Origin of the sequence: Segatella hominis (assembly GCF_004535825.1) — a bacterium.
GTDB classification, from domain to species: Bacteria; Bacteroidota; Bacteroidia; order Bacteroidales; family Bacteroidaceae; genus Prevotella; species Prevotella hominis.
This window is the reverse complement of the sequence record NZ_SGVY01000008.1, coordinates 63,193-89,183: the sequence shown is the minus strand read 5'-3', so window position 1 is coordinate 89,183 and position 25,991 is coordinate 63,193. Positions and strand designations below refer to the sequence as shown.

General features: G+C 43.6%; 14 protein-coding genes and 1 tRNA gene. 5 read left to right on the top strand and 10 right to left on the bottom strand.

The features are described from left to right. Positions 1–39: 39 nt before the first annotated feature. The 8 genes from EXN75_RS04800 to EXN75_RS04765 form a co-directional block, all read right to left on the bottom strand. The gene (locus EXN75_RS04800; RefSeq protein ID WP_134842961.1) at positions 40–930 is read right to left on the bottom strand and encodes a carbohydrate kinase family protein; all 891 of its coding nucleotides are present in this window, start codon (positions 928–930) and stop codon (positions 40–42) included. Between the two features lie 259 nt (positions 931–1,189). Further along, positions 1,190–2,344 (bottom strand): MFS transporter, encoded by a 1,155-nt coding sequence (locus tag EXN75_RS04795; RefSeq protein ID WP_118117163.1) that lies wholly within the window; start codon positions 2,342–2,344, stop codon positions 1,190–1,192. A 162-nt stretch (positions 2,345–2,506) separates the two neighbouring features. Then, entirely contained in the window at positions 2,507–4,225 is a 1,719-nt protein-coding gene (locus EXN75_RS04790; RefSeq protein ID WP_134842960.1) for a DUF4980 domain-containing protein, read from the bottom strand. A gap of 174 nt (positions 4,226–4,399) precedes the next feature. Next, complete coding sequence (locus EXN75_RS04785; RefSeq protein WP_134842959.1) at positions 4,400–6,136, bottom strand: RagB/SusD family nutrient uptake outer membrane protein; 1,737 nt, start codon at positions 6,134–6,136, stop codon at positions 4,400–4,402. Between the two features lie 30 nt (positions 6,137–6,166). Then, positions 6,167–9,280 carry a SusC/RagA family TonB-linked outer membrane protein gene (locus EXN75_RS04780; RefSeq protein WP_134842958.1) on the bottom strand — a complete coding sequence of 1,038 codons (3,114 nt, stop codon included), beginning with the start codon at positions 9,278–9,280 and terminating at the stop codon, positions 6,167–6,169. A gap of 178 nt (positions 9,281–9,458) precedes the next feature. Further along, positions 9,459–10,886, bottom strand: coding sequence for an AraC family transcriptional regulator (locus EXN75_RS04775; protein WP_167639448.1), 1,428 nt, complete (start codon positions 10,884–10,886; stop codon positions 9,459–9,461). A 229-nt stretch (positions 10,887–11,115) separates the two neighbouring features. Then, positions 11,116–13,014 (bottom strand): GH32 C-terminal domain-containing protein, encoded by a 1,899-nt coding sequence (locus EXN75_RS04770; protein WP_134842956.1) that lies wholly within the window; start codon positions 13,012–13,014, stop codon positions 11,116–11,118. 127 nt (positions 13,015–13,141) lie between these two features. Next, positions 13,142–15,442 carry a TonB-dependent receptor gene (locus tag EXN75_RS04765; RefSeq protein WP_134842955.1) on the bottom strand — a complete coding sequence of 767 codons (2,301 nt, stop codon included), beginning with the start codon at positions 15,440–15,442 and terminating at the stop codon, positions 13,142–13,144. Positions 15,443–15,707: 265 nt separating this feature from the next. On the opposite strand from EXN75_RS04765, the gene dinB reads away from it, so the two are divergent. Further along, positions 15,708–16,826: a DNA polymerase IV gene (gene dinB / locus EXN75_RS04760; protein ID WP_118117156.1), complete on the top strand. Its 1,119-nt coding sequence runs from the start codon at positions 15,708–15,710 to the stop codon at positions 16,824–16,826. A gap of 5 nt (positions 16,827–16,831) precedes the next feature. Here the strand turns inward: dinB and EXN75_RS04755 are convergent, their stop codons facing one another. Further along, positions 16,832–19,636, bottom strand: coding sequence for a hybrid sensor histidine kinase/response regulator transcription factor (locus EXN75_RS04755; RefSeq protein ID WP_246031290.1), 2,805 nt, complete (start codon positions 19,634–19,636; stop codon positions 16,832–16,834). Positions 19,637–20,060: 424 nt separating this feature from the next. Further along, a tRNA-Met gene (locus EXN75_RS04750) sits at positions 20,061–20,134 on the bottom strand. A gap of 249 nt (positions 20,135–20,383) precedes the next feature. Between EXN75_RS04750 and EXN75_RS04745 the strand changes: the two genes are divergently transcribed. The 4 genes from EXN75_RS04745 to EXN75_RS04730 all read left to right on the top strand — a co-directional run bounded on the left by EXN75_RS04745 (position 20,384) and on the right by EXN75_RS04730 (position 25,984). Then, on the top strand, positions 20,384–22,312 hold the full coding sequence (locus EXN75_RS04745; RefSeq protein WP_134842953.1) for an LptF/LptG family permease: 1,929 nt from the start codon (positions 20,384–20,386) through the stop codon (positions 22,310–22,312). Between the two features lie 9 nt (positions 22,313–22,321). Then, on the top strand, positions 22,322–23,530 hold the full coding sequence (locus EXN75_RS04740) for a bifunctional 3,4-dihydroxy-2-butanone-4-phosphate synthase/GTP cyclohydrolase II (protein ID WP_118116614.1): 1,209 nt from the start codon (positions 22,322–22,324) through the stop codon (positions 23,528–23,530). 125 nt (positions 23,531–23,655) lie between these two features. Beyond that, positions 23,656–24,849: a pyridoxal phosphate-dependent aminotransferase gene (locus EXN75_RS04735; protein ID WP_022110636.1), complete on the top strand. Its 1,194-nt coding sequence runs from the start codon at positions 23,656–23,658 to the stop codon at positions 24,847–24,849. Between the two features lie 298 nt (positions 24,850–25,147). Next, a complete protein-coding gene (locus EXN75_RS04730; protein WP_118116616.1) occupies positions 25,148–25,984 on the top strand; it encodes a MotA/TolQ/ExbB proton channel family protein in 837 nt (278 codons plus the stop codon). The last annotated feature ends 7 nt before the right edge of the window (positions 25,985–25,991 follow it).

Sequence of the window (25,991 nt, the reverse complement as noted above, 5' to 3'; positions counted from 1 at the left end):
AATATCAACTATAATTGATGAAACAAAACTAATCGCCTATTACTTGGTGTATTCCTCTGGAATAATTGGCATCGCTCCATTCTGAGTACAAACGTAAGCACTTACCTTGACGGCAAGTTCATGAGCCTCAGTAATACTCTTGCCTTTCAGAATGCTGGCACAGAAAGTACCTGTAAAACTATCACCGGCACCTACAGTATCTGCCACCTCTACCTTTGGAGTCTCCTGGAATGACTTCACACCTGGAGCAAAGACATAACTGCCATTTACACCGCAGGTCAACACAAGCATATCGAGATTGTACTTGCCGAGAATCAACCAGCACTTGTTCTCAATATCCAAACCTGGATAACCGAAAAGACGACCGATAGTAATCAACTCCTCGTCGTTAATCTTCAATACATTGCAGCGTTTCAAGCTCTCGGTAATCACTTCTGGAGTATAGAAATTCTGACGGAGATTGATGTCGAAAATCTTCAGACAATCGTTTGGAGTATAATCAAGGAACTTATAGATTGTTTTGCGGCTTACCTCGCTGCGCTGAGCTAAGGAACCCCAGCAAACAGCACCTGCATTGGCAGCAATCTCCTTGATGTCATCAGTAAATGGGATATTATCCCAAGCCACACCCTGCTTGATATCGTAAGTAGGAACACCTTCTTTATCGAGCTGCACCTGAACAGTTCCTGTAGGATAATCAACCTCAGGTATCACATATTTCAACTTTTTCTCATCAAGAATGCGAAGAGCTGTATCGCCCAAGACATCCTTACCCACAGCACTCACAGCCACAGAATGCAGACCATGCTGACCTGCGTGGTAAGCGAAATTGGCAGGAGCGCCACCAAGTTGAGAACCAGAAGGGAGAACATCAAAAAGAATCTCACCCAAACCTACACAATATTTTTTATCTAAATTCTTTGTTTCCATAATTACACCTTATTATATATAGTATAAATTCTATATATGCTAAAAACGATAGTGAATAATAATTATTGTATTTATCTGATTTGTATTTACAATGAATCAGTATTGTATCTCTAACTAAGAAAAGAAGTTTTTCTCCTTAGAAGAAAGTTGTGTTCAACGTCGTTGAATACACGTTCAACGTCTTTGAATGTCGGTTCAACGTCTTTGAACGCACGTTCAACGACGCTGAACGAAACTTTCTATAGGGATGGAAGAACATTTATGCCAGCCTACGGATATAACTGAAGAGATAAACAACTCCCACAGCCATGACAGCCACAGCACCAACCTGACCGAAGGAATCGCTGGCAAAGCCCATGAACAATGGGAAGATGGTACCGCCAAAGAGTCCCATAATCATCAATCCACTCACCTCATTCTTCTTCTCCGGCAAAGCAAGCAGTGCCTGAGAGAAAATCATAGAGAACACATTAGAGTTACCATATCCTACCAAGGCAATGGCAATATAAAGCATTGTCTTATTATCACCAATAAACATAAATACCATACTCAAAGCCATCATTACAACACTGATGATAAAGAAAGTACGGGTCTTCATCATACGAAGGAAAGCTGTACCTGTGAAACAGCCAATGGTACGGAAGATGAAATAAAGTGAAGTGGCGAAAGCTGCATCGTTCAGGCTCCATCCCAGTCGCTCCATCAGAATTTTTGGAGCAGTTGTATTGGTACCCACGTCGATACCCACATGGCACATAATACCGATGAAAGATAACAACACGATAGGTTTGCCGAGCAACTTGAAGCAATCGCTAAAACCTGATGCACTACCACTATCTTTCTCTTCTTCAATAGGAGTACCTGCCAAGAAGAAAGTAGCTGCGATTCCTATAATCATATAGATAGGGAAGAGAATTCGCCAACCTAAGCCGAAGGTTGGAATGCTTGCAACTGCGCCCCACATGGCAATATAAGGTGCCAGGAAGGAAGCGATAGCCTTGACAAACTGACCAAAGGTCAAAGTGGAAGCCAGATTCTGACCAGATGTCACCACTGATACCAGAGGATTCAAGGATGTCTGCATCAAGGCATTTCCTATACCCAACAAAGAGAATGAAACGAGCATCACTCCGAAACTCTCACCGAAGATAGGCAAGAGAAGAGAAATGACGGTAACGAGCAAAGACAGGAGTACAGTCTTCTTTCTACCTATCTTATTCATCAGGATTCCAGTAGGAACCGAAAATATGAGAAACCAAAAGAAAACCAAAGATGGGAACAGATTAGCTGTCGAATCATTGAGATTCAGGTCTTCTTTTACATAGTTGGAGGCTATGCCTACCAGATCTACGAATCCCATGGCGAAGAAACATAGCATCACCGGGATGATTGATAATTTTGAAGATTTATTCATAATTGTTAGCGTTGTGTTTCTTATTTTCTGCTGCAAAGGTAGCGAAAAACGATACTATATATCATAAAATATCGTTCATCGGCTACCATTTATGTTGCATTGTTACATCAGTAACACTCTTAGAAACAATTATCTTATAGATTCAGTTCTTAGCAGATGAGGTTACTTGATGTCGTAAATCTGATACTTACCCTTTCCCTTTACAGTAACCTTGTTGTAAGACTTGCTTGGGAACACGAGATTGGTCATTGCCATCTTGCCGTCAGCATCCAGTGCCTCGATGCTGCTCTTGTCGATGAAGATGCGCAGCTGGCTGATCTTGCCGTAGGTTGGAGCCTTGGTTGTTGCAGCAAAGTCCTTGCTGAAATCCATCTTACCGCTCTTGGTTCTATCCATTGAGAAAGTCTCTGCCTTGGCATCGTAGCTCATCACTACCTTCTCACCCTTGTCGTTGCTCAAAGTGATAGTAGCATTTCCCTTCAGGTTCACTACCATCTCGCAGGATTCTGAGAGTTTCTTGCCAGCCTTCTTGCTTCTTGCCGCTGTCATCTCTGGAGATGGAATCACGCTGCAATAAGTTTCACCCTTATACTCGAAGAGACCTAAGTCGCGAGGAATAGAGTTGCCTGAACGGTACTGCTGGGTAGGAACCTGGTTAGCATACTGCCAGTTGCTCATCCAGGCGATAGCCACACGGCGACCTTCTGGTGCGTTATCAAAAGTAACTGTAGCATAATGATCCTTTCCGTAATCCATCCACTTGGTTACCTCCGGCTTGCTCTCGCAAGTAAACTTGTGTCCGTCGAAATCGCCGATGAAATACTGGGTAGCAGAACCGCCGAATGGACCACCAGGATTGATGTTGCAGATGAGCATCCACTTCTCCTTATCGGTGCCACGAACCTTCAACTTCATCAAGTCTGGGCATTCCCAAACACCGCCATGATTGCCATACTTCTCACCGAAAGAACTTTCAAGTTTCCAGTCCTTCAAATTATCAGAAGTATAGATTTCCATGTGCTGACCGGCAGCCAGAATCATATTCCACTTCTTGATGTCCTCGTTCCAGAACATGTGTGGATCACGGAAGTCAGGCACATTGCTGGTAAGAATAGGGTTGCCGGCATACTTGGTAAAGGTCTTGCCGTTATCTGTACTGTAAGCCATGCTCTGGGTCTGGTTTTCAGCAGCAGAAGTATAAAGAGCAACGACAGCATCCTTTCCGAAACCCGAGGTATTGTTCTTGTCAACCACGGCAGAACCACTGAAGATAGTACCTACAGCATCAGGCTGGATTGGAGTACCCTGGAACTTCCAGTGAACCAAGTCGGTGGAAGTAGAATGTCCCCAGGTCATATTCTCCCACTGTGATCCATAAGGATTATACTGGAAATAGAGATTCCATACACCATCCTTATAGAACATACCGTTAGGGTCGTTCATCCAACCATATGCTGGAGTATGGTGATAATCCGGACGATACTGCTCGCGATTCTTCATATCGAAAGCATCAGAGAATTTCATCTCCTTCCAGCAAGTGAGGGCATTCAGTCCTTCCTTACTATAATCGCCATTGACATGGATATCGAGAGCCAGGCCTTTCAAGCCGGCAAACTCATCCATATAGAGAGGTACGAAATAATCTACGTGGTCTTTAGCCAACTTCACATTGAGGGCTTTCACCTGCTTGTTGTTGGCAATCACCTTAATATTGGCTATCTCTGCATTTTCCTGCACAGGGAGCAAGAGACACTTCTGGTTCTGACTCTCCTGGCTGATGCGATAGAGACAGTGATTATTACTCAAGAAGGAAGCCTCCTGGGCATAACTGGCGGTGAAACCGCAAAGAGCGACAAGCGCTGAAATAAAAATCTTCTTCATTGTCAAATTATTATTTGAGTCCACTTAAAAAAGACATTTTTGATAATTTCTTCAAATGTAATCATCAGATAATCAAATGGCATTTTGTAGAATAAATAACCAAAAATGACTTTTTAAAGTGGACTCAGTTGTTAAAAAAATAACATCTAATTATTTAAAATTGCTGATGAGCAATTACTCGTATCCCTTGTTCTGCTTATAAAGACCAGGAATGTAATACAGCTGGTTATATGGAACTGGATAGAACTCGTTCTTGCCCGGCGTGAACTTGGCATCCTTCAAGTATTGTGCGTATGTTTGCTCTCCATACTGATCTTTCTTCTCAGATTCGAAATACTTGTTCAGTGTCTCAGAAGCAATGCCCCAGCGGCGCAAGTCGAAGAAGCGGCCGTTCTCCATAGCCATTTCAAGACGACGCTCCCAGCGAAGGCACTTTCTTGCCGTCTCCTTATCCTGGAAATAAGACTCCGGATAGAGGGCTATATCACATTGATCCTTAGCATATTCAATATGCTTATCCACAGAATTCTTGGCTCTCTGACGGATATCGTTGATGATGGCACGAGCCTCAGGCAGACGGCCCAACTCTATCAAAGCCTCAGCACGCATCAACATGATGTCGCTATAACGGAGCACATAGTCGTTCATGGCAAACGCCTGCCAAGAGCCATTGTAAGTTTCACCCTTTGAACGCTGTGGTACTTCCTTCAGAGAGGTATAGTAACCGTAAACGTTTGGTGTACGAGAGTTGGCCGTAGTCATCTTGTATTCTGACTCATATTTATATGGGAAGGTAGGCATTCCTACTGTATGGAACAAACGTGGATCCCATTTCTGACTATTAGGCTCACCGTTTACAGGATAATCACAAGTCTTGTTGTAGTCATCAAACTCAGGAAGTCCGTTCTTGGTCTTGAAGGCATTCACCAGGTTCTGTGAAGGTTTGTGGAAATCCCATCCGCAAGACCAAATACCCCAACAGCCATTCAGCATATTAGACCAGTTGGCACGTCCGAAGGTAGTATGATCCTCGCTATAGTCGGAAGTCTGGACTGCAAAAACTGACTCCTTGTTGTTCTTATAGTCTGGCAGGAAGATGTCGCCGAAGTCTGCCATGTAACCATAGTCTGAATTCTTCACCACATCAGTATAGTCGATAACCTTCTGCATATACTCCTTATTAATATGGTCAATACCATCGGTTGCCTCATAGCCATCACCCCAGGCAATGGTAAGGTAACACTTAGCCAGATAACCTGCGGCTGCAATCTTGTTGACACGACCGCCATCCTTCTGCTTAGCAGGAAGTACATCGTATGCTGCCTGGAAGTCGGCTATCACCTTCTGCCACAATTCCTCGTAAGTAAACTGAGTGTTTGATGTGCTCTCTGTTGTTTTATCCTCATAAACCTTCTCGTCTATCCAAGGAATCTGACGATACATGGTAAGTAACTTGAAATAGAAATGAGCACGGAGAAAGCGAACCTCAGCCTCACGCTGCTTGGTGACCTCAGCACCCAGTGTGCGCTCACCATTCTGTTGCAAAGAAACCAAGGCACGGTTGCAACGGGAAACGGCACAATAGAGACGATACCATAACTCGTCGAGTTCGCCCTTAGTAGAGGTTAAGGTACTCCAGATTTCCACATCGTGATAACCGGTATCACCGGTGCCACCGCCACCCTTCAAGCAATCGTCTGAAGAAAGGTCACCATATGGCCAAAGGTTGAATGGGTAAGAATACCAACAGTCGCCCAACATCGCATAGGCACTGTTTACCATCTTGTCTGGCTCGCTGAAAGCCTTGTCTTCATCAACCACAGCTGTTGGGGTGTAATCCAGGAAATCATCACAACTGGTGAATGTTCCTATCAGTGCTGCTGCAAGCACCATTGTATATAACTTTTTCATCTTGGAATTCTCTTTAAAATATGAAACATTTTAGAAACCTACTTGAAGTCCGAATGATACGGATGTTGAAAGTGGATAGTTCCAGTTTGGATTCTCTGGGTCTGAACAGGTCAGGCTATTGCTCTTGATGGTCAAAAGATTCTGACCTGAGAGATAGACACGGGCACTGGTCATTTTCAACTTAGAGAGGATGCTGCTTGGGATAGTGTAACCCACCTGCAAGGTGCGCAACTTCATGTAAGAACCATTCTCAACGAAGTAAGTGGAAGCACGACCCTCATCAGCAGTATTCATGGTGCTCAGACGTGGGATAGAAGAACCGGTATTGTTGGTATTCCAAGCATCAAGCAAACGGGTTCCCTTGTTAGAACCACTATCAGTAATAGCCCAGAAGTCGGTCTGGAACTTTTGGTTGTTATACACATCCTGGTCATAGACACCCTGCCAGAACATACTGAAATCAAAGCCCTTGTAGTTGAGAGCAATATTCAAACCATAAGAGAAGGCTGGCACAGGGTCGAAAATCCAAGTCTGGTCATCTGAAGTAATTCCATTTTTACCATCTAAGTCCTTGTATTTCAATCCACCGACACGTGCGTTTGGCTGTCCAGACTTATCTACTTCTTCCTGATTCTGGAAAATACCATCGGCTACATAACCTACGATAGAACCATATGACTTGCCACTCTGCACCAGGTTTTCCTTAGATGTGTGAGCATAAGCACCTGTTGTTGATGCTGGCAAATAAGTAACCTTATTGCGGAAGAAATCCAGATTACCGTTCACGTCGATGCCAAGTCCATTACCCAAGGTCTTGCGATAGCCCACGGTGAACTCCATACCCCAGTTGCGGAGCGAAGGACCATTCTGCCATGAATTTCCACCTTCACCTGTTGCACCCAGATAAGCAGGATTAATCAACATATCCTTTACATTCTTAATATAGGCATCCACTGTACCATAGAGGGTATTGCCAAACAGGGTGTAATCCAAACCTACGTTATACTGGGTAGCAGCCTCCCATTTCAAGTTAGGGTTAGCCAACTGTGTGGCACGATAACCAGAAGGGAAGGTACCAGAACCTTGCAGGAAGAGATCGTATGCAGTAGAGGTTACACGGTCTAATCCGTAATCCACTACATAAAGACCAAACTGTGCATTGTTGTCGATAGCCTGGTTACCCGTCTGACCCCAAGAGAGTCGCAACTTTGCATCATCCAACCAATCCTTCTTCAGGAGATTAGAGAATCTGAAGCCGAGTGATGCAGCAGGGAAAGTACCCCAGCGATGAGCCTTACCAAATCGGGATGAACCATCATGACGGATAGTGAAGGAAGCCAAGAGGAGATCATCCCAGTTGTAGTTCACCTTTCCAAAGAAAGAAGCCAGGCGATACCCTACCTTCGCACCCGAGTTACGCATCGTTCCTGTTGCAGCATTTGGCCACATATAATCTTTATCTTCCAGCGCATAGCCTTCTGAATAGGCAGAGAAATCGATAACCGACTGCTTGGAAAATTCCATACCACCGAGTACATCAATGTTGTGCTTGCCTATCTGGGTAACGTACTGGGCTGTGTTAGACCATGTCCAGTTAGTCTCATTGTTATTCGAGAGCGTTGTCTTGGCGATGTCATTGTTGACAATATCGGAATGATAAGTATTCGTCATCGCATTGATAAACGATGTCTTGAAATCCAAACCGAAGTTAGAGCGCAGGGTCAATCCCTTGACAGGCTTCAATTCTACGAAAGCATTACCGAAGATACGCCAGTAGTCGAGGTGGTTGTTGCGGTTCTGATATTGCTCACGACAAGGGTTTTGACGGTCGGCCATACTACCCACAGGACCTGCAAAGGTCTTGCCATCTTCTTCGTAAACAGGAACGATGGAAGGCATCTTCAAGGCATTCTCCATCGGATGGCAATCAACCTGAGAGGTATAAGTCAATGTTACATTTTCACCTACGGTTACTATCTTGTTTAAATTCCAAGAGGTGTTCAAACGAGCTGAGATATTCTCGAAGTCGGTATATTTCAAGACTCCCTCATTGTTCTTGTATCCCAAGGAGAACATAGCGCTATGCTTGTCATTGGCATGAGATACAGAGAGGTCGTAGTTCTGAGAGAAACCTGTGCGAGAGATTTCATCAAGCCAGTCGGTATCTGAGAATCGCATGGTCTTCTTGGCATTGATGTAGCCATCATATCGACCATTGATAGTATAGTTCTGATACTGGTTGGTAGCAGGATTCCAAACGGTGATTGGAGTTCCAGAGGCTGCATTCAAGTCGATGCCGTAGTTGGCAGCATAAGCCACAGGATCGAGTCCATCGTTCAGGGCTGCCTGAGCCATCGCAGTAGCATACTGGCTGGAGTTCATCAGCTTCATCTTCGACTGGTTAGAATAGAACTGTGCAGTCAGGTTGGCAGAGAAGTCAACAGCAATCTTGCTACCCTTCTTACCTTTCTTGGTGGTGATGATGATGACACCATTCGATGCACGTGAACCATAGATAGAAGCCGAAGCGGCATCCTTCAAAACCTGCATACTCTCTATATCATTTGTATTGAGGGTATTCAATGCCATAGTGGTAGGCACACCGTCTATGATATAAAGAGGGTCCTGAGAAGAGTTGAAAGAACCGATACCACGAATACGCACGGTTCCAGAACCAATAGGAGAACCATCGGTAGTAACAGTCATACCAGGAACACGACCCTGCAAAGCACGCATCGGGTCAGTCTCTGAATTTGTCTTTAGATTTTTGGTTGAAACAACAGCCACGGAACCGGTCAAATCGGCCTTTCGCTGAGTGGTATAACCTGTTACAACTACTTCCTGCAAGTCGTTGGCATCTTCCTGAAGTGTTACCTCCATATTATCTGAAGCCTTTACTTCTTGCGTCTTATATCCAATATAAGATATAATAAGTGTGGAACCAGGAGTACATTCGACATGGAAGTTACCATCAAAGTCGGTAACAGTACCAGTCTTTGTTCCTTTCACCATGACAGATGCACCAATGACGGTTTCACCTGTGGCATCTCTGACGATACCATTTACATTAACCTGCTGTGCACTTGCAATAGTACAAACAGTACAGAGCGCAGAGCTCATCAGTAATTTTGAAAGATTGTTCATGTTTATTTAACGTTTTAAGTTTCAAAATTGTTATTGTTTGATTTCTGCTGCAAAATTAGGCAAAGGGCAGAGATATAAATAGAAAAAATCGTTCCTGTAACAGTAATTGTGTTACATGAAACGATTTTCGAATCTTTCGTCAAGATTTTAAAGTACTTATTTTAAAGGAGTTAGAAAACTATTCCTTATTAGATGCCTGTTCATTTCTAAAATCGGTAGGAAGAACACCAAACTGCTTCTTGAAGCATGATGAAAAATAGCCAGGAACTGCAAAGCCTACTTCTGCCGAAACTTCAGAGATTGTCTTGTCTGTTTGCTGCAAGAGGGTATAGGCTCTTTGCAGTCTCATCTCTTTCAGGAGCTCGGCAGGCGTTTTTCCTGTCATAGCCTTCACCTTGCGATAGAGCTGCACCTTGCTCAACTGCATCTGGGCTCCCAAATCATCCATCTTCATATCAGCATTGCCCATATTCTCAAGAATCTTCTTCTTGAAACGATCCATGAAGTAACGATCACTCTCATCCAGGTGATTCAATTCAGTAGCCCAGCCCTCCTTATTCTCGATGAAGCCACGAGCCACGGCTTTCTGTTTCTGCAGTTTCTTTCTATATACCTTATATATATAGTAGATGACAAAGAACAGAATCAGAACTACAATAAAGGCGATCAAAAGCATCCATTTCTGGATACGGGAAACCTTTGAATAAGAATCAAGACTGTCAGAAATCTGATCCAGATTCTTCATCTTGGCTTCCAGATCCTGATATTGCAGAGCGATGGCATCGCAGTTTTCAGAGGTAGCAAGGAATGATTTCATTACATTATCCTTCTTATAGGGTTTACCCTGAAGGATATTCATCGCCAATTCCATAATCTTTTCGCCCTGGGTAGGATAGACATAAGAAGCAGCAAAATGCCCCCTCTTCACTCTATCCACTCCTTCCCAGATACCAGGCAATCCATCAATGCCTACTATCAGCATCTGCTTATCAATGCCTCGTCTCTCTGCTTCCAGAAAGGCTCCTATGGCACCCAAGTCGCTATGTCCGAACACGCCATCCGCATGTCCGCCCTTATCCAGATATTGCTTCATTAACTCCTGGGCACGCTCCATCTTCCAGTTGCTTTCTAGGGTAACCACCTTGATTCCCGGATAATTCTTCATCACCTCGTGGAAACCACGATGGCGCTCAATGACAGGGGAAGCATCCTTCAAGCCCGTAATCTCAACAACGGTACCTTTTCCATCCAGTTTACTGGCAAGAAAGCGGGCTACTTCCCTACCCGCTTCTACATTATCGCCACCGATGGAAGCTGTATAATGTGGTGTCTTTACCTTTCTGTCGAAGAGGATAACCGGGATATGCGCACGATAAGCTCGCTCGATGGCAGGTGTTACATCATTCACGTTATCAGGGGCAACAACGATCAAATCTACCTTCCTGGCTATCATACTGTCTATCTGGCGAGCCTGACGTTGCCCGTCATTCTCTGCAGTAGCAAACAGCAAATCCACATGATCATATTGATACTGCGCCAGTCGCATCTCATTATTCACCTTCTCGCGCCAAAGTCCGCTACAACATTGCGACACACCTATCACCACCTTCTTCTGGGTGCAAGAACATAGAAGAAGAATCAGACAAAATAGTATAGTTAAGTTTTTATAAAGTCTTTTCATCAATAGTTGTATTTATTATGAGCGCAAAAATACTAATTCTTTTTGAAACGACCATCGTTTTATCAGAAAAAAGAGCCACAACCCGAACATATCCAAGTTGTGACTCAATACTATTAGCACTAATATCAACTATTTATTATATCATATTTATATTTTACAAACCAAGTTTATGAACCTTCAGGTTCTTGAACTCAGCCTTGCCACCCTGGGTATAAAGCTTCACATTCTCGTATGGAGCTACAGGGAACACGAGGTTGGTCATGGCGATGCGACCGCCATCTACGAAGAGCTCAACAGATGACTTATCTACGAAGATATCAACATGATAGGTCTTCTTGCCATCCTCACAAAGACTCAATGGTGCCCAAGTAGCCAGAGCGAAATCGTTCTTGTAATTGATGGAGTTGGTGATGCGGGCAGGCTGTTTGCCTTCTGCTGCCAGCTGCTTGTCCCAAGCCAACTCGATATCGTGAGGAACCGCCTGCTTGCCGAAATCGGTCAGGCCACTCTCGGTTCTATCCATCACAACCTTTCCCTGCTTCATATCGAAATAAATCATAGTGCGCTCACGCTTGTTGTTTGAAATCTCAATACCAGCAATGCCGTTGGCATTAGGAGTTACATCAGCCTCGATTTCGAAAGCACCATTCATATTGGCTGCAACACCCTTCAAATCCTTAGCATCGGCAACAGAAGCATCTGCCACATTCTTGGTGTCCTTACGCAATGCATAAACCTCTGGAGCTACATCTTCTGAAATATAATACTTGCCGTTCTTTTCGTAGAGTTTCAACTCACGTGGCAATCCGTTGGCACCACGATTCTGCTTGAACGGAGTAAGGTTGGCATACTGCCAGTTGCTCATCCAGGTGATACCCAATACTCGGTCGCCTGTGTTTGAGAAGGTAACAGTAGCATAGTGATCCTTACCCCAATCGAGCCACTTTACTTCGGTGGCATCAGGACAAGTGAACTTCTTGCCATCGAAATCACCTACGAAATACTCGGTAGCACTGCCACCAAACCAGCAACCTGGATTGATATTCATGGTCATCACCCACTTCATCTTCTTCTTATCACCATTTACAGGCAACTGGAAGAAGTCTGGGCACTCATACTGACATGGCTGCTGACCCATGCCCTTACCGAAGGCACTCACGTAAGTCCACTTTTTCAAGTTCTTTGACTTATAGAAACGGGTCTCCTTATCGGCAGAAACAATCATATACCAGCACTTTCCCTTCTCATACCAGAACACCTTAGGGTCGCGGAAGTCCTTCAAACCATCGAATGGAGTCAACACAGGATTGCCCTCGTACTTGGTAAAGGTGCGACCATTGTCGTTACTGTAGGCGATGCACTGTACTTCATCGTGGTTCACACTGTTGTTGGTATAGATAGCGATGATGGCATTCTTGCCAAAACCTGCCGTATTCTTCTTATCCACAACCGAACTACCAGAGAAGATATGACCTACAGGGTCGCGGGCGATGGCTGGGTCGAGATGCTCCCAATGAACCAGGTCCTTGCTTACGGCATGTCCCCAGTGCATATTGCCCCACTTGCTTCCGTATGGGTTATACTGGAAATAGAGATGATACTCTCCATCCTTATATACCATACCGTTAGGGTCGTTCATCCAACCATAGAGCGGAGTGAAGTGATAAGAAGGACGATAGTAATCGGTATTGGTGGTGTCGAATGTATCACTGAGCTTGAGCAAGTTGAGTGCCAAAGCATCCTTCTTCAGACCAAGAATCTTGACTGTAGCAGTCTTACCCTTTCCCAAAGCGAAAGGCACATAGTAATCAGAACCATTCTGAGCCAGGCGAACGTCCATCCAAGTATCATCTTTAGAACCTGTATCGAGCAAAACCTGGGCCTCATCCTTCTCTTCCTGGATAGGGAGAAGAAGATACTTGGTAGGATTCTCCACCTTGATGATAGTAGTATCACCCTTTTGTTCGATATTCATCTTCTGTGCAAAAGCAGAAGTGGTAGCTGATGCCATCAACATGAGGCAGGCAGCCTTCATCATATTGTTTGTTTTCATTGTAAAACTATTGTTAATTGTTATTGTTTATATCTATTAATATGTAGAATTGTTTTCGTTATTATCGACAGCCCTATACCTTATTATATATAGGAGCTGTCGATTATATGTATTGGAATTAAAACGCTTAGAATTTAAGCGAAGCTGTGAATTCAACCGTGAATGGACGGAGATAACTTCCCGTCATAATCTGATTCTTGATTCCCTTAGCCTCATCCTTGGTAATCAGCTCGGCACCTGCGATACTACCCTTGGCACCAGTCTGATTCAAGAAGTTGACCACCGTGCAACCGAGAGCCAAGCGCTTGGTAGCCTGCCAGTTTACACCACCAAAGGTCTCCCAGTGACCATTGAAGTAATATGCCTCGTTGATGTTGGCATAAGTCTTACTGAAGTAGCGGAAACTTGTCCAAAGCTTGATATCCTTGGTAATCATGTAGCTTGGATCCAACTCAATGAGAATCTGAGGAATCTCTGCTACGATATTGCCTGTGGCGTTGATTTTGCCAACATAGCCATCGTTGAAGGTGATGCTGGTTTCATACTTCTTGTAGGTAGGCTTCTGATATGTGAAGAGGAAGTGGAAATCAAATCCCTTGAATGGATGAGCCACAGCGTCGGTTGTCCATCCCCATGTCTGGATATCGTAAGCCAAAGGAGCTGCCTTAATCTCACTGCCATGCTGCAAGTTCAGAGTTGAATTGTTGTTGGTCTTGGAAATGTAAGAGAACAACGAAGTCAAACTCAACCAAGAGTTATTGTAGTAGATACCAGCACGACCCAATGGTACTGAGATCTTGTCCGTATTTGGCAATGTTGCTGGAGCAAAAGCCTCGAACTTAGGATGCTGCACGATGTAAGTGAAATCACCAGTGAAGCCGAAGTTATCGGTCAACTTATAAGTTGCTGCTACAGAGAAATCGTAGTTCAACCAACTGTAACTCAAGTCTGCAGGAGCAATCTTGGTTCCGTCAGCAGCCGTAGCACCGAGATGGTAATCAGCAAAACGACCTACAAAATCACCCTGCGCATTCTTCACTGCAGCGTTTTCACCCTTCAGCTTCTGCCACTCCAAACGTGCACCATAGTAGAGGTTCAACTTATTGGTCACGTCCCAATCGTGGGTGAAGTAGAGAGCCAGTTTGTTTTCGCTTCCCTTGTAATACTCAGAGGCGTTCTTGTTGAAATCGTAGAAATAGCTGTTGCGCTGGTTAGCATCCCAGACACGCAACGCATAACTGCCATCTGCAGGAATACTCTGGTCATACATGGTTGTATTTGAGCAATAATCGATATGGTAGAACCACTCATTCACGCCAAGACGGAAGGTGGAAGTTCTGAATTTCTTGCTGAGTTCGGTGGTGAAGAGAGCCTCATCGATGGTTCCGGAATTGAGGCAAGACATACGGGTCTGAACATACTGACCATTGTAAGCCTTGGTCTGTCCGTTGATGTCGCGATACATATAATTATATACGCCCTTGTTAGCCTCGTTCTTCAAATCGATGATAGACATTGGTGACTGGTAAACCATCGCACCACGTGAGTGATCGTACTTCAAGGTTGCCTTCCAGTTCAAACCGTTGTCAAAGCGGTAGTTGTTCATCAGGGTAACCTCGCTTGCCTTGTTCAGACAGGCATCATAGAGAGAAGTCTGCTCCAACTTGCCGGTACGCATATTGCGATAAGTCATCTCGTTATCAATAGGAAGATAAGAGGTGGTACCGAGCTTGAAGTCACCATACTCCTTCACGCTTCCATCACCTACATAAATGAATGGAGCACTCTGGGTAGCATAGTTATATACGTTGTGGCTGTTGGCATACTTATACATAGCAGTAAATTCACCACGGTTGCCGTTATACTTTTTGGTGAGGAGCGCCTTATAAATCTGAGTACGGTCCTGATAAGGAGTTGACTTAATCTTAAAGGTTCCTGGGTCGAAATCCTGATACATATTAAAGCTGTAGTACCAGTCGCTTCCCAAATCACCATTCATATTCAAAGAGAATTCCTGCAATCCGAAGTGATTGCTCTTATAATTCAAAGTACCATTGAAACCTTTCTGTCCTTTCTGGGTGAAAGAATTCACAGCATAACCGATATTACCTGTAGTGATAGCTGTTTCAGCAATCTTGAGCAAACCCTGATGGCTCAAACTTGCATCACCACGCCAAATCGTGTTGACAGAATGAGGATTGGTTGCATAAGTAACAGGCAAGCCATTCTCGAGAACATTGACATCGGCTGAAGGAAGACCAATCTGAATCTCACGAGGACCATTCGCACTGGCTGCATTCAACATCACATTACGATTACCTTCCTCCTTAGAGTTGGTATTGTCGTCTTGTGCTAAAACTGAAGAGACATGAAGTAATGAAAGCGCAAGCACCATGGCTGCTGACTTTCTCATAGAATAGGTATTCATAACCTTAATGTTTTAATTGTTAGCGTTATTGTTTTGATTTCTGATGCAAAATTATATAAAGGTCTAAACACATACTTAAAATATCCTTTCATCTGATATAACTTTCCGTTCATTGCAACAAAATTAATAGCCAATGAACGTTTTTTATCAGCAAAAGAAGCACCTGAAGCATCTAATAAGCAAAATTTTCTAAAAGATTTGTTTCAAAAAAGAATAAAACAGTATCTTTGCATCAGATAGAGATAAGTCGGATTACAACAAGACGATGGAAGAACGCAAGATCATACATATTGACATGGATGCTTTCTTTGCGGCTGTAGAGCAAAGAGACAATCCGGAACTTCGGGGCAAACCGGTAGCGGTTGGCTTCGACGGTCCACGTGGTGTGGTTTCTACAGCCAGCTATGAGGCAAGGAAGTATGGCGTTCACTCGGCGCAATCCATCGCTCAAGCCAAGCAGCGCTGCCCTAATCTCATCATCGTGCCCTGCCGGCATGATTATTACGCTAAAATATCCCATCAGATACATCAGATATTCCAGGAATATACCAATCTCATCGAACCCATCTCCATAGATGAAGCCTTTCTTGATGTAACACAGAATAAGAAAGGGATAGAACTGGCGGTGGATATCGCCAAAGAAATCAAAACCCGTATCAAGGAAGCAACCGGACTCACCGCCTCGGCTGGCATCAGCTACTGCAAGTTTCTCGCCAAAGTGGCTTCTGATTACCGTAAACCTGATGGTATCTGCACCATCCATCCAGACAAAGCGCTCGATTTCATCGCCCAGCTACCCGTAGAGGATTTCTGGGGCGTGGGCAAGAAAACCTTGCAAAAGATGCACTTCATGGGTATCTTCAACGGAGCTGACCTACGGAAAGTATCCGAGGAACATCTGGTTGAAGTGTTCGGAAAAGCCGGTCATATCTTCTATGACTTTGCCCGTGGGATAGACAACAGACCTGTTATCACAAGCAGAGTGAGGAAGTCTGTGGGATGCGAACAGACTTTTCTGGAAGATATCTATAAAAAAACGGCAGTCATCATAGAACTCTATCATTCAGTACTTGAACTCCAGGAGCGGATTTCCAAGAGTGGGTTTGAGGGTAGGACATTAACTTTAAAGGTGAAGTTTTCCGACTTCACCCAGATTACCCGCAGCATTTCACAAGAGAAAATCCTGAAGGAAAAAGAAGAAATACTCCCACTTGCCAAGCGATTGCTCCAACAAGTAGATTACTCCGCCAGCCGCCCTATCCGCCTTCTCGGCTTGTCTGTAAGCAATGCTACTTCAGAAGAAGCAAAGAAAGAGGACAGGGAAAACAGTAGCCAAGGACCAGAATACCGGGAACTGGAACTGGAGTTTGAAGATTGGGAATAAAGACTTTAGTTATTCCCTACTTCTCCTGGCAACATACCATATTCTTCCTTAAAGCACTTCGTAAAGTAAGAAGGTGCAGAAAAACCGACTTCATAGGCAACCTCTGAAACACTCATACTACGGCTTTCAAGTAGTCGTTTAGCCTTGGCAAGACGAGCCTTGCGAAGCAAATCTACTACAGAAGAACCCGTCATTGCTTTCACCTTACGATAGAGCTGCACACGACTCAAGCCAATTTCTTTGCCAATATCCTCTACGCCAAACTCACTGTCTGAAAGATTCTTCTGGATAATAGCATGAAGTTGATTGAGGAACTGCTTGTCTCTATCTTCCAACTGGTTCATAGCTACTTCCTGTTCTGCTGTTTGAGAAGTCTGATTGAAAATATTCTCAAAATGACTCTTCAGCAATCTTCGCTGCTTGAGAAGGTTTTCTATACGGGACAAAAGAACCTTGCCATGGAATGGTTTGGTAATGTAAGAATCAGCACCATACTCATAACTTTGGGCACGATGCTCATCCAAATTTTTAGCAGTGAGCACAATGACAGGAATATGAGAAGTGATGGTCTGGGTTTTCAACTGCCTTGTAAATTCCAAACCATTCATCACAGGCATCATGACATCACAGATTACCAAATCAGGAACTTCCTTCCGGGCGATTTCCAACCCTTCCTTACCATCGGAAGCCTCAAAGATATAAAACTTATCCTGCAAAAGCGTGCGAATATATTGACGAATGTCATTATTATCATCAATCACCAATAAAGAAGGTTTATTTCCTTGCTCATCCAATAACTTCTGGAGTTTTCCATTTTGTTTATTTCCATCGTCGATATACTGCAGATCAGACTCATTAATCGTCATTTTACCTACTGATAATGAAGCACTTTCAGAGTTATCCACAATTTCCTCATCATTGTGGATAACCTGTGCATCACCTATCTGTTTACAAGGAATAACTACTATAAAATTGCTACCCTGATCCGTTTTGCTCTCCACCCAAGCCTTGCCATGATGTAACTCCACAAACGACTTGACAAGGGCCAATCCGATACCCGTTCCACTGGCAGCACCTTTGGCCTGGAAGAAACGTTCAAACACCTTTTCAGCTTCTTCATGAGAAATTCCCATGCCCGTATCACGCACATCGATACGGAAAAAATCCTTATAAGAATTGATGGTCTCGGCAGATAAACCTTGAACCTGATGGGGATCAACCATTTTTAAAGATACAAAAATATCGCCTCCAGCAGGAGTATATTTCAAGGCATTGCTTAAGAGATTGAATACTACACGAGCAATTTTCTCTTTATCAGCCACTATCTTTCCCTGTCTCTTAAATTCTTCTACATCCAGATGAAGCATGATATGCTTACGTTCAGCTGCCAGCAGGAAATCACTTGTCCAAAGCGTCAACGCCTTTACAAGGTCAAAACGATAAAGTTCCAAATCCATCTTTCCATTCTGAATCTTGCGGAAATCAAGAATACTTCCTACTAACTGCTGAAGTGCCAAGGCATTACGCTGTACCATCTTCAGCAAATCTCTTGCTTTCCCCTTGATACTATTATCCTCCAAAAGCATCTCTACCGGATCTGCTATCAAAGTAAGCGGCGTACGAAGTTCATGACTGATGTTGGTAAAGAATACCAAGCGAGAATTAGTTAATTCCATAACTTCATCATTCAAGCGCTTTAGCTCATCATTTTTCTGTCCCAATTCGCCATTAACCCTTTTCAGTTCATCGTTCGTATTTGCCAGTTTTTCGTTCAACTTTACTTTAACAACATAACCTCTGAATATCAGCGCTGCACCAGCAATACAGATAAAAAGGAACAGACATAATCCTATCAGCATGACTTGCTGAGAATTATAATCAGCAAGATACTGATCGACTTGTTTGTGCAAAGTTTTCAGATTCCGTGCCTGTCGCTCAGCATCCCTTGCTTCCATCAAAGTAAGCTCTGCATTAGCCTTGGTGATGATGGAAGTACTCAAGAAATTATCGCGTTTGTAAGGTTGATGCTTTAATATCTTCATTGCTAAGGCAATAACCTCATCGCCTTTAGTAGGATAAAGATAGGATGCATCAAACACTCCATCACGCACGAGTTCCAGCCCCCCACCCTCGGTTGCCATACCATCCACACCGGTATATTTATAATTGCGGTTTACGCCCATCTGCTTAGCAGCCACGTATGCACCCCAGGCCAAGCGGTCGTTATGAGCAAAGACGAAATCAAAATCCTGCGTCTTTTTCAGTATTTTCTTCATTGCACGAATACCGCTTTCCTCCTTCCAATCTCCACCAGCAGAAGCTACTACTTGAATATCCGGATAGGATTTAAGCGCATCCATAAAACCACGATGACGCTCCAAAGCAGGGGAAGACCCTTCAAGTCCGCGAATCTCAACAACACGTCCCTTACCCTGCAATTGCTGAGCTATATATTTGCCCATAGAGCTACCTATCTTATAATTGTCACAACCTATGAAAGCAGTATATTTATCAGTATTGGACATACGGTCATACAAAATCACAGGGATTCCCTTGTCATAGGCACGCTCAACAGCCTTGGAAATGGCACTCATCTGATTAGGAGAAATAATCAGCAAATCTACACCTTCATCTACAAACTGGTTGACCTGCTTGTTCTGCAACACATTATCATCATTCGAAGAAGCAAGTTTCACAATAATAGAATCATTGAGGTATTCTCCCATCTTCAACTCATCATTGAGTTTATCGCGCCAAATATCCTCAGAGCATTGGGATACTCCGATCACAAATTTCTTTGGATGCTTCACACAACCTACTGTGAGTAAAGACCCAACAATTCCGAATAACACGAATATTATAAGATGAGAAAGTCTGGAATTTAAACACTTCATATACATCGAAAATTAAAATAATGATATTGCCCCGCTTGCCCTCAAAAGGCATTTTATAAAAGCAGGAACACAAAAACGTGACAAAAATACGAATATTTTTCGAAACTTCAAACAAGAATACTCATTTTTTAATAAATCTTACTATTAGGAGGATGTATCATTAGTCCACAAAAGATATTAACACATGAAAGTATCAATAGAAGTAACTGATATTCAAGAATATACACAAGTTATCAACAATAAGAATAAAGATGTGGATAACTTTATAAAACCTTGTGGATAAAACAGGGAAAGTTTTGAGCATAAAAAAACACTAACTTTTCAGTTAGTGTTCCTTTTGTAGCGGGGGTGGGACCCGAACCCACGACCTCCGGATTATGAATCCGACGCTCTAACCAGCTGAGCTATCCCGCCATCACAGCAAAACGTTTTCTCGATTGCGGGTGCAAAGGTAATACATTATTTTGAATTGAACAAATTTTTCTGCATTTTTTTTCGAAAAAAGTGCATTTTTTTATTTTTCCCCTATTTGCAGCCTATTTTACACCTTAATAAATATATAAAATCTGCAAAAATGAAGGATATTCTATTTTTTTGTGTTACCTTTGCAGACTGAAAATGAATAAACGGAATATACCGACTTGTTCAATAGACATAAATAAAATGCTTCGAATTAAGAAATTAGACATATTTATCGCCAAACAGTTTGGCTTGCTCTTCATAGGAACATTCTTCATCTGCCAGTTTGTGCTGATGATGCAATTCTTGTGGAGATACATTGACGAACTCATCGGAAAAGGACTGACCATGGAAGTGATGGCTCAATTCTTCTGGTATATGGGATTAATGCTTGTTCCCCAAGCATTACCGCTCGCCATTCTTCTCTCCTCACTGATCACGTTTGGTAATCTCGGTGAAAGTTCAGAGCTCACAGCCATCAAGGCTGCGGGTATTTCCCTGATGCAATCCTTCCGATCTCTGATTGTCATCACCATCATCATCATGTTTGGTTCCTTCTACTTCCAAAATAATATTGGTCCAAGTTCCAATATGAAACTCACCCAGCTTCTTATCTCCATGAAGCAGAAGAGTCCAGAACTGGAAATCCCGGAAGGTATTTTCTATGATGGTATTCCAAACTGCAACCTGTATGTGCAGAAGAAAGATATCAAAACAGGTAAACTCTATGGAGTAATGATCTACCGAATGACAGACAGCTATGAAGATGCTGCCATCATTCTTGCCGACTCTGCCATGCTCCAGAGTACTGCCGAGAAGAAGCACCTCCTGCTTACTCTCTGGAGCGGCGAATGGTTTGAGAACATGCAAAGCAGCGAAATGGCAAACAGTGCTTCCGTTCCATACCGAAGAGAGTCGTTTATCAGCAAAAGAATTGTTCTGGATTTCGATGCAGACTTCAATATGACAGACGCAGCATCGCTATCCAATAACGCCAAGGGCAAGAGTCTGGAACAGATCTATCATACCATCGATTCGCTGAATGCCAGATATGACTCTGTAGGAAGAAGCTATCTGGCCGATGCATCTGTCAGATATTACCGAATCCCATCTGTCAGCAAAGCAGACTCTGCCAATGCCATCAAGAAGGCAGATGCAAAGGGATATGAGATAGATACCTTATTCAACAGACTCCCGCAAAGCCAGAAGATCAGAGTTATCAACAGCGCACTGTCGGATATTCGACAAGCATCGAGCGATCTGGACTTCAAGAGCATGATGACTGGTGATGCAGACCAGATTATCAGATTACACAAAATCGAGGCCATCAACAAGTTCATGCTTGCCCTATCATGTCTGATATTCTTCTTCATCGGCGCACCACTCGGTGCCATCATCCGAAAAGGAGGACTCGGTTTCCCGGTTGTGATATCCGTGCTGATATTCATCATCTACTTCATCTTGGATAATTCCGGATACCGAATGGCAAGAAGCGGAATGTGGGCCATCTGGTTTGGTAAGGGATTGGCATCAGCGGTCATGATACCATTGGCCATCTTCGTCACCTGGAAAGCCACCAACGATTCTGCCGTGTTCAATATCGATGCTTATAAGGAATTCTTTGCAAAACTGTTAGGCATCCGACTGAAACGCCACATTTTCGGCAAAGAAGTCATCATCAACAACCCAGATTACACGACAGATGCAGAGAAACTGGCAAAGATTACAGAAGATGTATATATATATAATAAGGTGCAGCACCTCAAAAGACTGCCTAATTTCATCAATGTATTCTTCAGATATCAGCCAGACCACGAGATAGAACGCATCAACGAGGAATTGGAAAACGTGATAGAAGACCTGACAAATACAAAGAACAAGTTCATTCTGCACGATTTGAACAAATATCCGATTCTGGCCACCAAGGCACATACACGACCATTCGAAAGAAAATGGCTGAATATCGCTGCGGCAATCATCGTACCATTCGGCATCGTATTATACCTGCGAATGTGGAGATTCAGAATGCGTCTGTACAGAGACCTGCGTATCATCTCTCAGACAAACACCGATATCCTCGGCAGAATAAAAGATATACAAACACGTAATAATCAAAATGTAACTATAAAATAAAGTATCAAAATGGCAGATTTAAGATTAAACAACATTGAAGATGCTGTAAAAGACTTCAAAGAAGGAAAATTCGTAATTGTTGTAGATGATGAAGACCGCGAAAACGAAGGCGATCTCATTATTGCAGCAGAGAAGATAGATGCAGAGAAAGTAAACTTCATGCTCAAACACGCAAGAGGCGTACTTTGCGCTCCTATCACCATCAGCAGATGTGATGAATTGGACCTTCCTCACCAGGTATCTGATAATACCTCTATGTTGGGCACTCCTTTTACTGTAACTATTGACAAACTGGAAGGATGCACCACAGGTGTTTCTGCACACGACAGAGCTGAGACCATCAAGGCATTGGCAGATCCAAACTCCACCGCTCAGACATTCGGACGTCCGGGCCACATCAACCCCCTCTATGCACAAGACAATGGCGTACTCCGCCGCAGTGGTCATACCGAGGCAGCTATCGACCTTTGTAGAATGGCAGGCCTCTACCCTGCAGGTGCTCTCATGGAAATCATGAACGAGGACGGAACGATGGCTCGCCTTCCAGAACTCCTTGAGTTTGCCAAGGAATGGGGTTTGAAGGTCATCTCTATCAAAGACATGATTACCTACCGACTGAAGAAGGAATCACTCATCGAAGTGGGTGAAGAAGTTGACATGCCTACAGAATATGGTCATTTCCGACTGATTCCTTTCCGTCAGGCGAGCAACGGACTGGAGCACATGGCTCTCATCAAGGGCGAATGGAAAGAAGAGGAACCTATCCTGGTACGTGTTCATTCTTCATGTGCTACAGGCGACATCTTGGGAAGCATGCGCTGCGACTGCGGACAGCAGTTGCACAGAGCAATGGAGATGATAGAAAAAGAAGGAAAAGGTGTAGTCATATACATGCAACAGGAAGGCAGAGGCATCGGCCTGATGAATAAGATAGCCGCATACAAGTTGCAGGAAGAAGGCTATGACACCGTGGATGCCAACACACATCTCGGTTTCAAGCCAGATGAGCGCGACTATGGATGCGGAGCACAGATGCTACGCCAGTTGGGAGTTCACAAGATGCGTTTGCTCACCAACAACCCTGTCAAGCGAGTTGGCCTGGAAGCTTATGGTCTGGAAATAGTAGAAAATGTACCTATCGAAGTAGTACCAAACAAATACAACGAGCGCTATCTCAAGACCAAAAGAGACAGGATGGGTCATACCTTGCACCTTTAAAAAGAGAGAAAAAAGAAAAAAGATGTTATTATTTCATTGCAAGAATAGAATTAATGACACTTTTTCTTCTCTAAAAGAAATAAAATGATTAATTTTGCAGGCAAAACATTAATATAAATTGAATTATGGCACAATTATCTGATCGTCTAAACAGATTGGCACCTTCAGCAACGCTGGCGATGTCACAGAAGAGTAGTGAAATGAAAGCTCAAGGAATTGATGTAATCAACATGAGCGTAGGAGAACCAGACTTCAACACTCCGGAGAATATCAAAGAGGCAGCAAAGAAAGCTATTGATGATAACTTCTCCAGATATTCACCAGTTCCTGGCTATCCTGATTTGCGAAAAGCGATTGTTGCCAAACTCAAAAATGAGAACGGACTCGACTATACCGTCAATGAAGTAATCGTAGGCACAGGTGGCAAGCAGGGTATCTGCAACGTAATCCTCGCACTTGTCAACCCAGGCGATGAAGTGATTATCCCTGCACCATATTGGGTAAGTTACCCACAGATGGCAAAGTTGGCTGGTGGTGTACCAGTCATAGTCAACGCAGGTTTCGACCAGGACTTCAAGATGACTCCAGAGCAATTGGAGGCAGCAATCACTCCTAAGACCAAGATGCTCATCCTCTGCTCACCAAGCAACCCAACAGGTAGCGTCTATTCTAAGGAAGAGTTAGCAGCATTAGCTGATGTCCTCAGAAAGCATCCAGATGTATTCGTACTTGCAGATGAAATCTACGAGCACATCAACTACATCGGCAAGCATCACAGCATTGCCCAGGAACCAGGTCTCAAGGAGCAGGTCATCATCGCAAACGGTGTATCAAAAGCATACGCTATGACAGGATGGAGAATCGGTTTCCTGGCAGGTCCTGAGTGGATTATCAAGGGCTGCAACAAATTGCAGGGACAATATACAAGCGGCACATGCTCCGTTAGCCAGAAAGCAGCAGAAGCAGCCTACACACTCGACCAGAGTGCAGTAGAAGAAATGCGCCAGGCATTCGAGCGCCGCAGAGACCTGATTGTCAAACTCGCCAAGGAAGTTCCTGGCTTGGAAGTCAACATTCCTCAAGGAGCCTTCTATCTCTTCCCAAAATGTAACTCTTACTTTGGTAAGAGCAATGGAGACAAGACCATCAACAATTCTACAGACTTCGCCATGTACCTCTTGGAGGAAGCACATGTAGCAACTGTAGGTGGTGATGCCTTCGGTGATCCAGATTGCTTCAGAATGAGCTACGCAACAAGCGACGAGAACATCAAGGAAGCAATCCGCAGAATCAAAGAAGCCCTGAGCAAACTCAAGTAAAAAAGAGCCTCCCCAAAAGAGGCTTTTTATATCGGAATGCTTTAAGGGTAAAAATTTGACGAGAAAAGGATAAAAGACGGAAAAAGTAAAAATTAACGAGATATTTTGACCAAATATAAGAAATATCTCGTTAAAACTTCTTAATTAGGTTCGTAGTTCGTATTAAATTATTATCTTTGCCAAAAGATTGACCAAGAACGATAACCTGAAAGTGTCAACAACACCAAAAGGTAACAGAAAGCATATAAAAAAGAAACAATAAATAAATTTATTAACTAATAATTTAAAAAGTAAAATTATGGCAACTACAAAACAAGCAGCCCCAGCTAAAAAGTCTGAGGGCTTTCAGGGAGTAAGAGGCGCATTCTGGATCATCGTGGTATGTGCTATCATCGCATTCACATTGTTCTTCACATGGTTCGGAAACGACATGCACTTCCAGGATCCAGGTGTACAGGATCACCCAGCAGACATTTGGGGTACAATCTACAAAGGTGGTGTTATCGTACCTGTTATCCACACTTTGTTGCTCACTGTATTGGCAATGACAATCGAGCGTTGGTTGGCTCTTAAGACCGCTACTGGTACAGGTGCACTTCCTAAGTTCGTTGCAAACATCAAGACAGCTTTGAACGCAAATGACTTCGCTAAGGCTGAGCAGCTCTGCAACAAGCAGCGCGGTACTGTAGCAAACGTTGTTATGGCTTCTTTGAACGCTTACAAGTCAATGGAGTCTGGCGCTAATGCTTCTTTGAAGAAGGCACAGAAGGTAGCTAAGATTCAGCAGGCTCACGAGGAGGCAACACAGTTGGAGATGCCTACTTTGACAATGAACTTGCCTATTATCGCTACAATCGTAACACTTGGTACTTTGACCGGTCTTCTCGGTACTGTAACCGGTATGATCAAGTCATTCCAGGCCATGGGTGAAGGTGGTGGCGCTGACTCAGCAGCACTTTCTGTAGGTATTTCTGAGGCTTTGATCAACACCGCATTCGGTATCTTGACTTCATGGTGTGCCGTTGTATCTTACAACACATTCACCAACAAGGTAGATAAGTTGACATACGCACTCGACGAGGTAGGTTACTCAATTGCTCAGACATACGAAGCTAACCACGCAGACGAGGCTTAATTTTTGC

Excerpts from the sequence above, each read along its gene's own strand:
- EXN75_RS04735 (WP_022110636.1), top strand. The coding sequence starts at position 23,656 with ATGGCACAATTATCTGATCGTCTAAACAGATTGGCACCTTCAGCAACG.
- EXN75_RS04745 (WP_134842953.1), top strand. The coding sequence starts at position 20,384 with ATGCTTCGAATTAAGAAATTAGACATATTTATCGCCAAACAGTTTGGC.
- EXN75_RS04780 (WP_134842958.1), bottom strand. The coding sequence starts at position 9,280 with ATGAACAATCTTTCAAAATTACTGATGAGCTCTGCGCTCTGTACTGTT.
- dinB (WP_118117156.1), top strand. The coding sequence starts at position 15,708 with ATGGAAGAACGCAAGATCATACATATTGACATGGATGCTTTCTTTGCG.
- EXN75_RS04800 (WP_134842961.1), bottom strand. The coding sequence starts at position 930 with ATGGAAACAAAGAATTTAGATAAAAAATATTGTGTAGGTTTGGGTGAG.
- EXN75_RS04770 (WP_134842956.1), bottom strand. The coding sequence starts at position 13,014 with ATGAAAACAAACAATATGATGAAGGCTGCCTGCCTCATGTTGATGGCA.
- EXN75_RS04765 (WP_134842955.1), bottom strand. The coding sequence starts at position 15,442 with ATGAATACCTATTCTATGAGAAAGTCAGCAGCCATGGTGCTTGCGCTT.
- EXN75_RS04730 (WP_118116616.1), top strand. The coding sequence starts at position 25,148 with ATGGCAACTACAAAACAAGCAGCCCCAGCTAAAAAGTCTGAGGGCTTT.
- EXN75_RS04740 (WP_118116614.1), top strand. The coding sequence starts at position 22,322 with ATGGCAGATTTAAGATTAAACAACATTGAAGATGCTGTAAAAGACTTC.
- EXN75_RS04790 (WP_134842960.1), bottom strand. The coding sequence starts at position 4,225 with ATGAAGAAGATTTTTATTTCAGCGCTTGTCGCTCTTTGCGGTTTCACC.
- EXN75_RS04785 (WP_134842959.1), bottom strand. The coding sequence starts at position 6,136 with ATGAAAAAGTTATATACAATGGTGCTTGCAGCAGCACTGATAGGAACA.
- EXN75_RS04795 (WP_118117163.1), bottom strand. The coding sequence starts at position 2,344 with ATGAATAAATCTTCAAAATTATCAATCATCCCGGTGATGCTATGTTTC.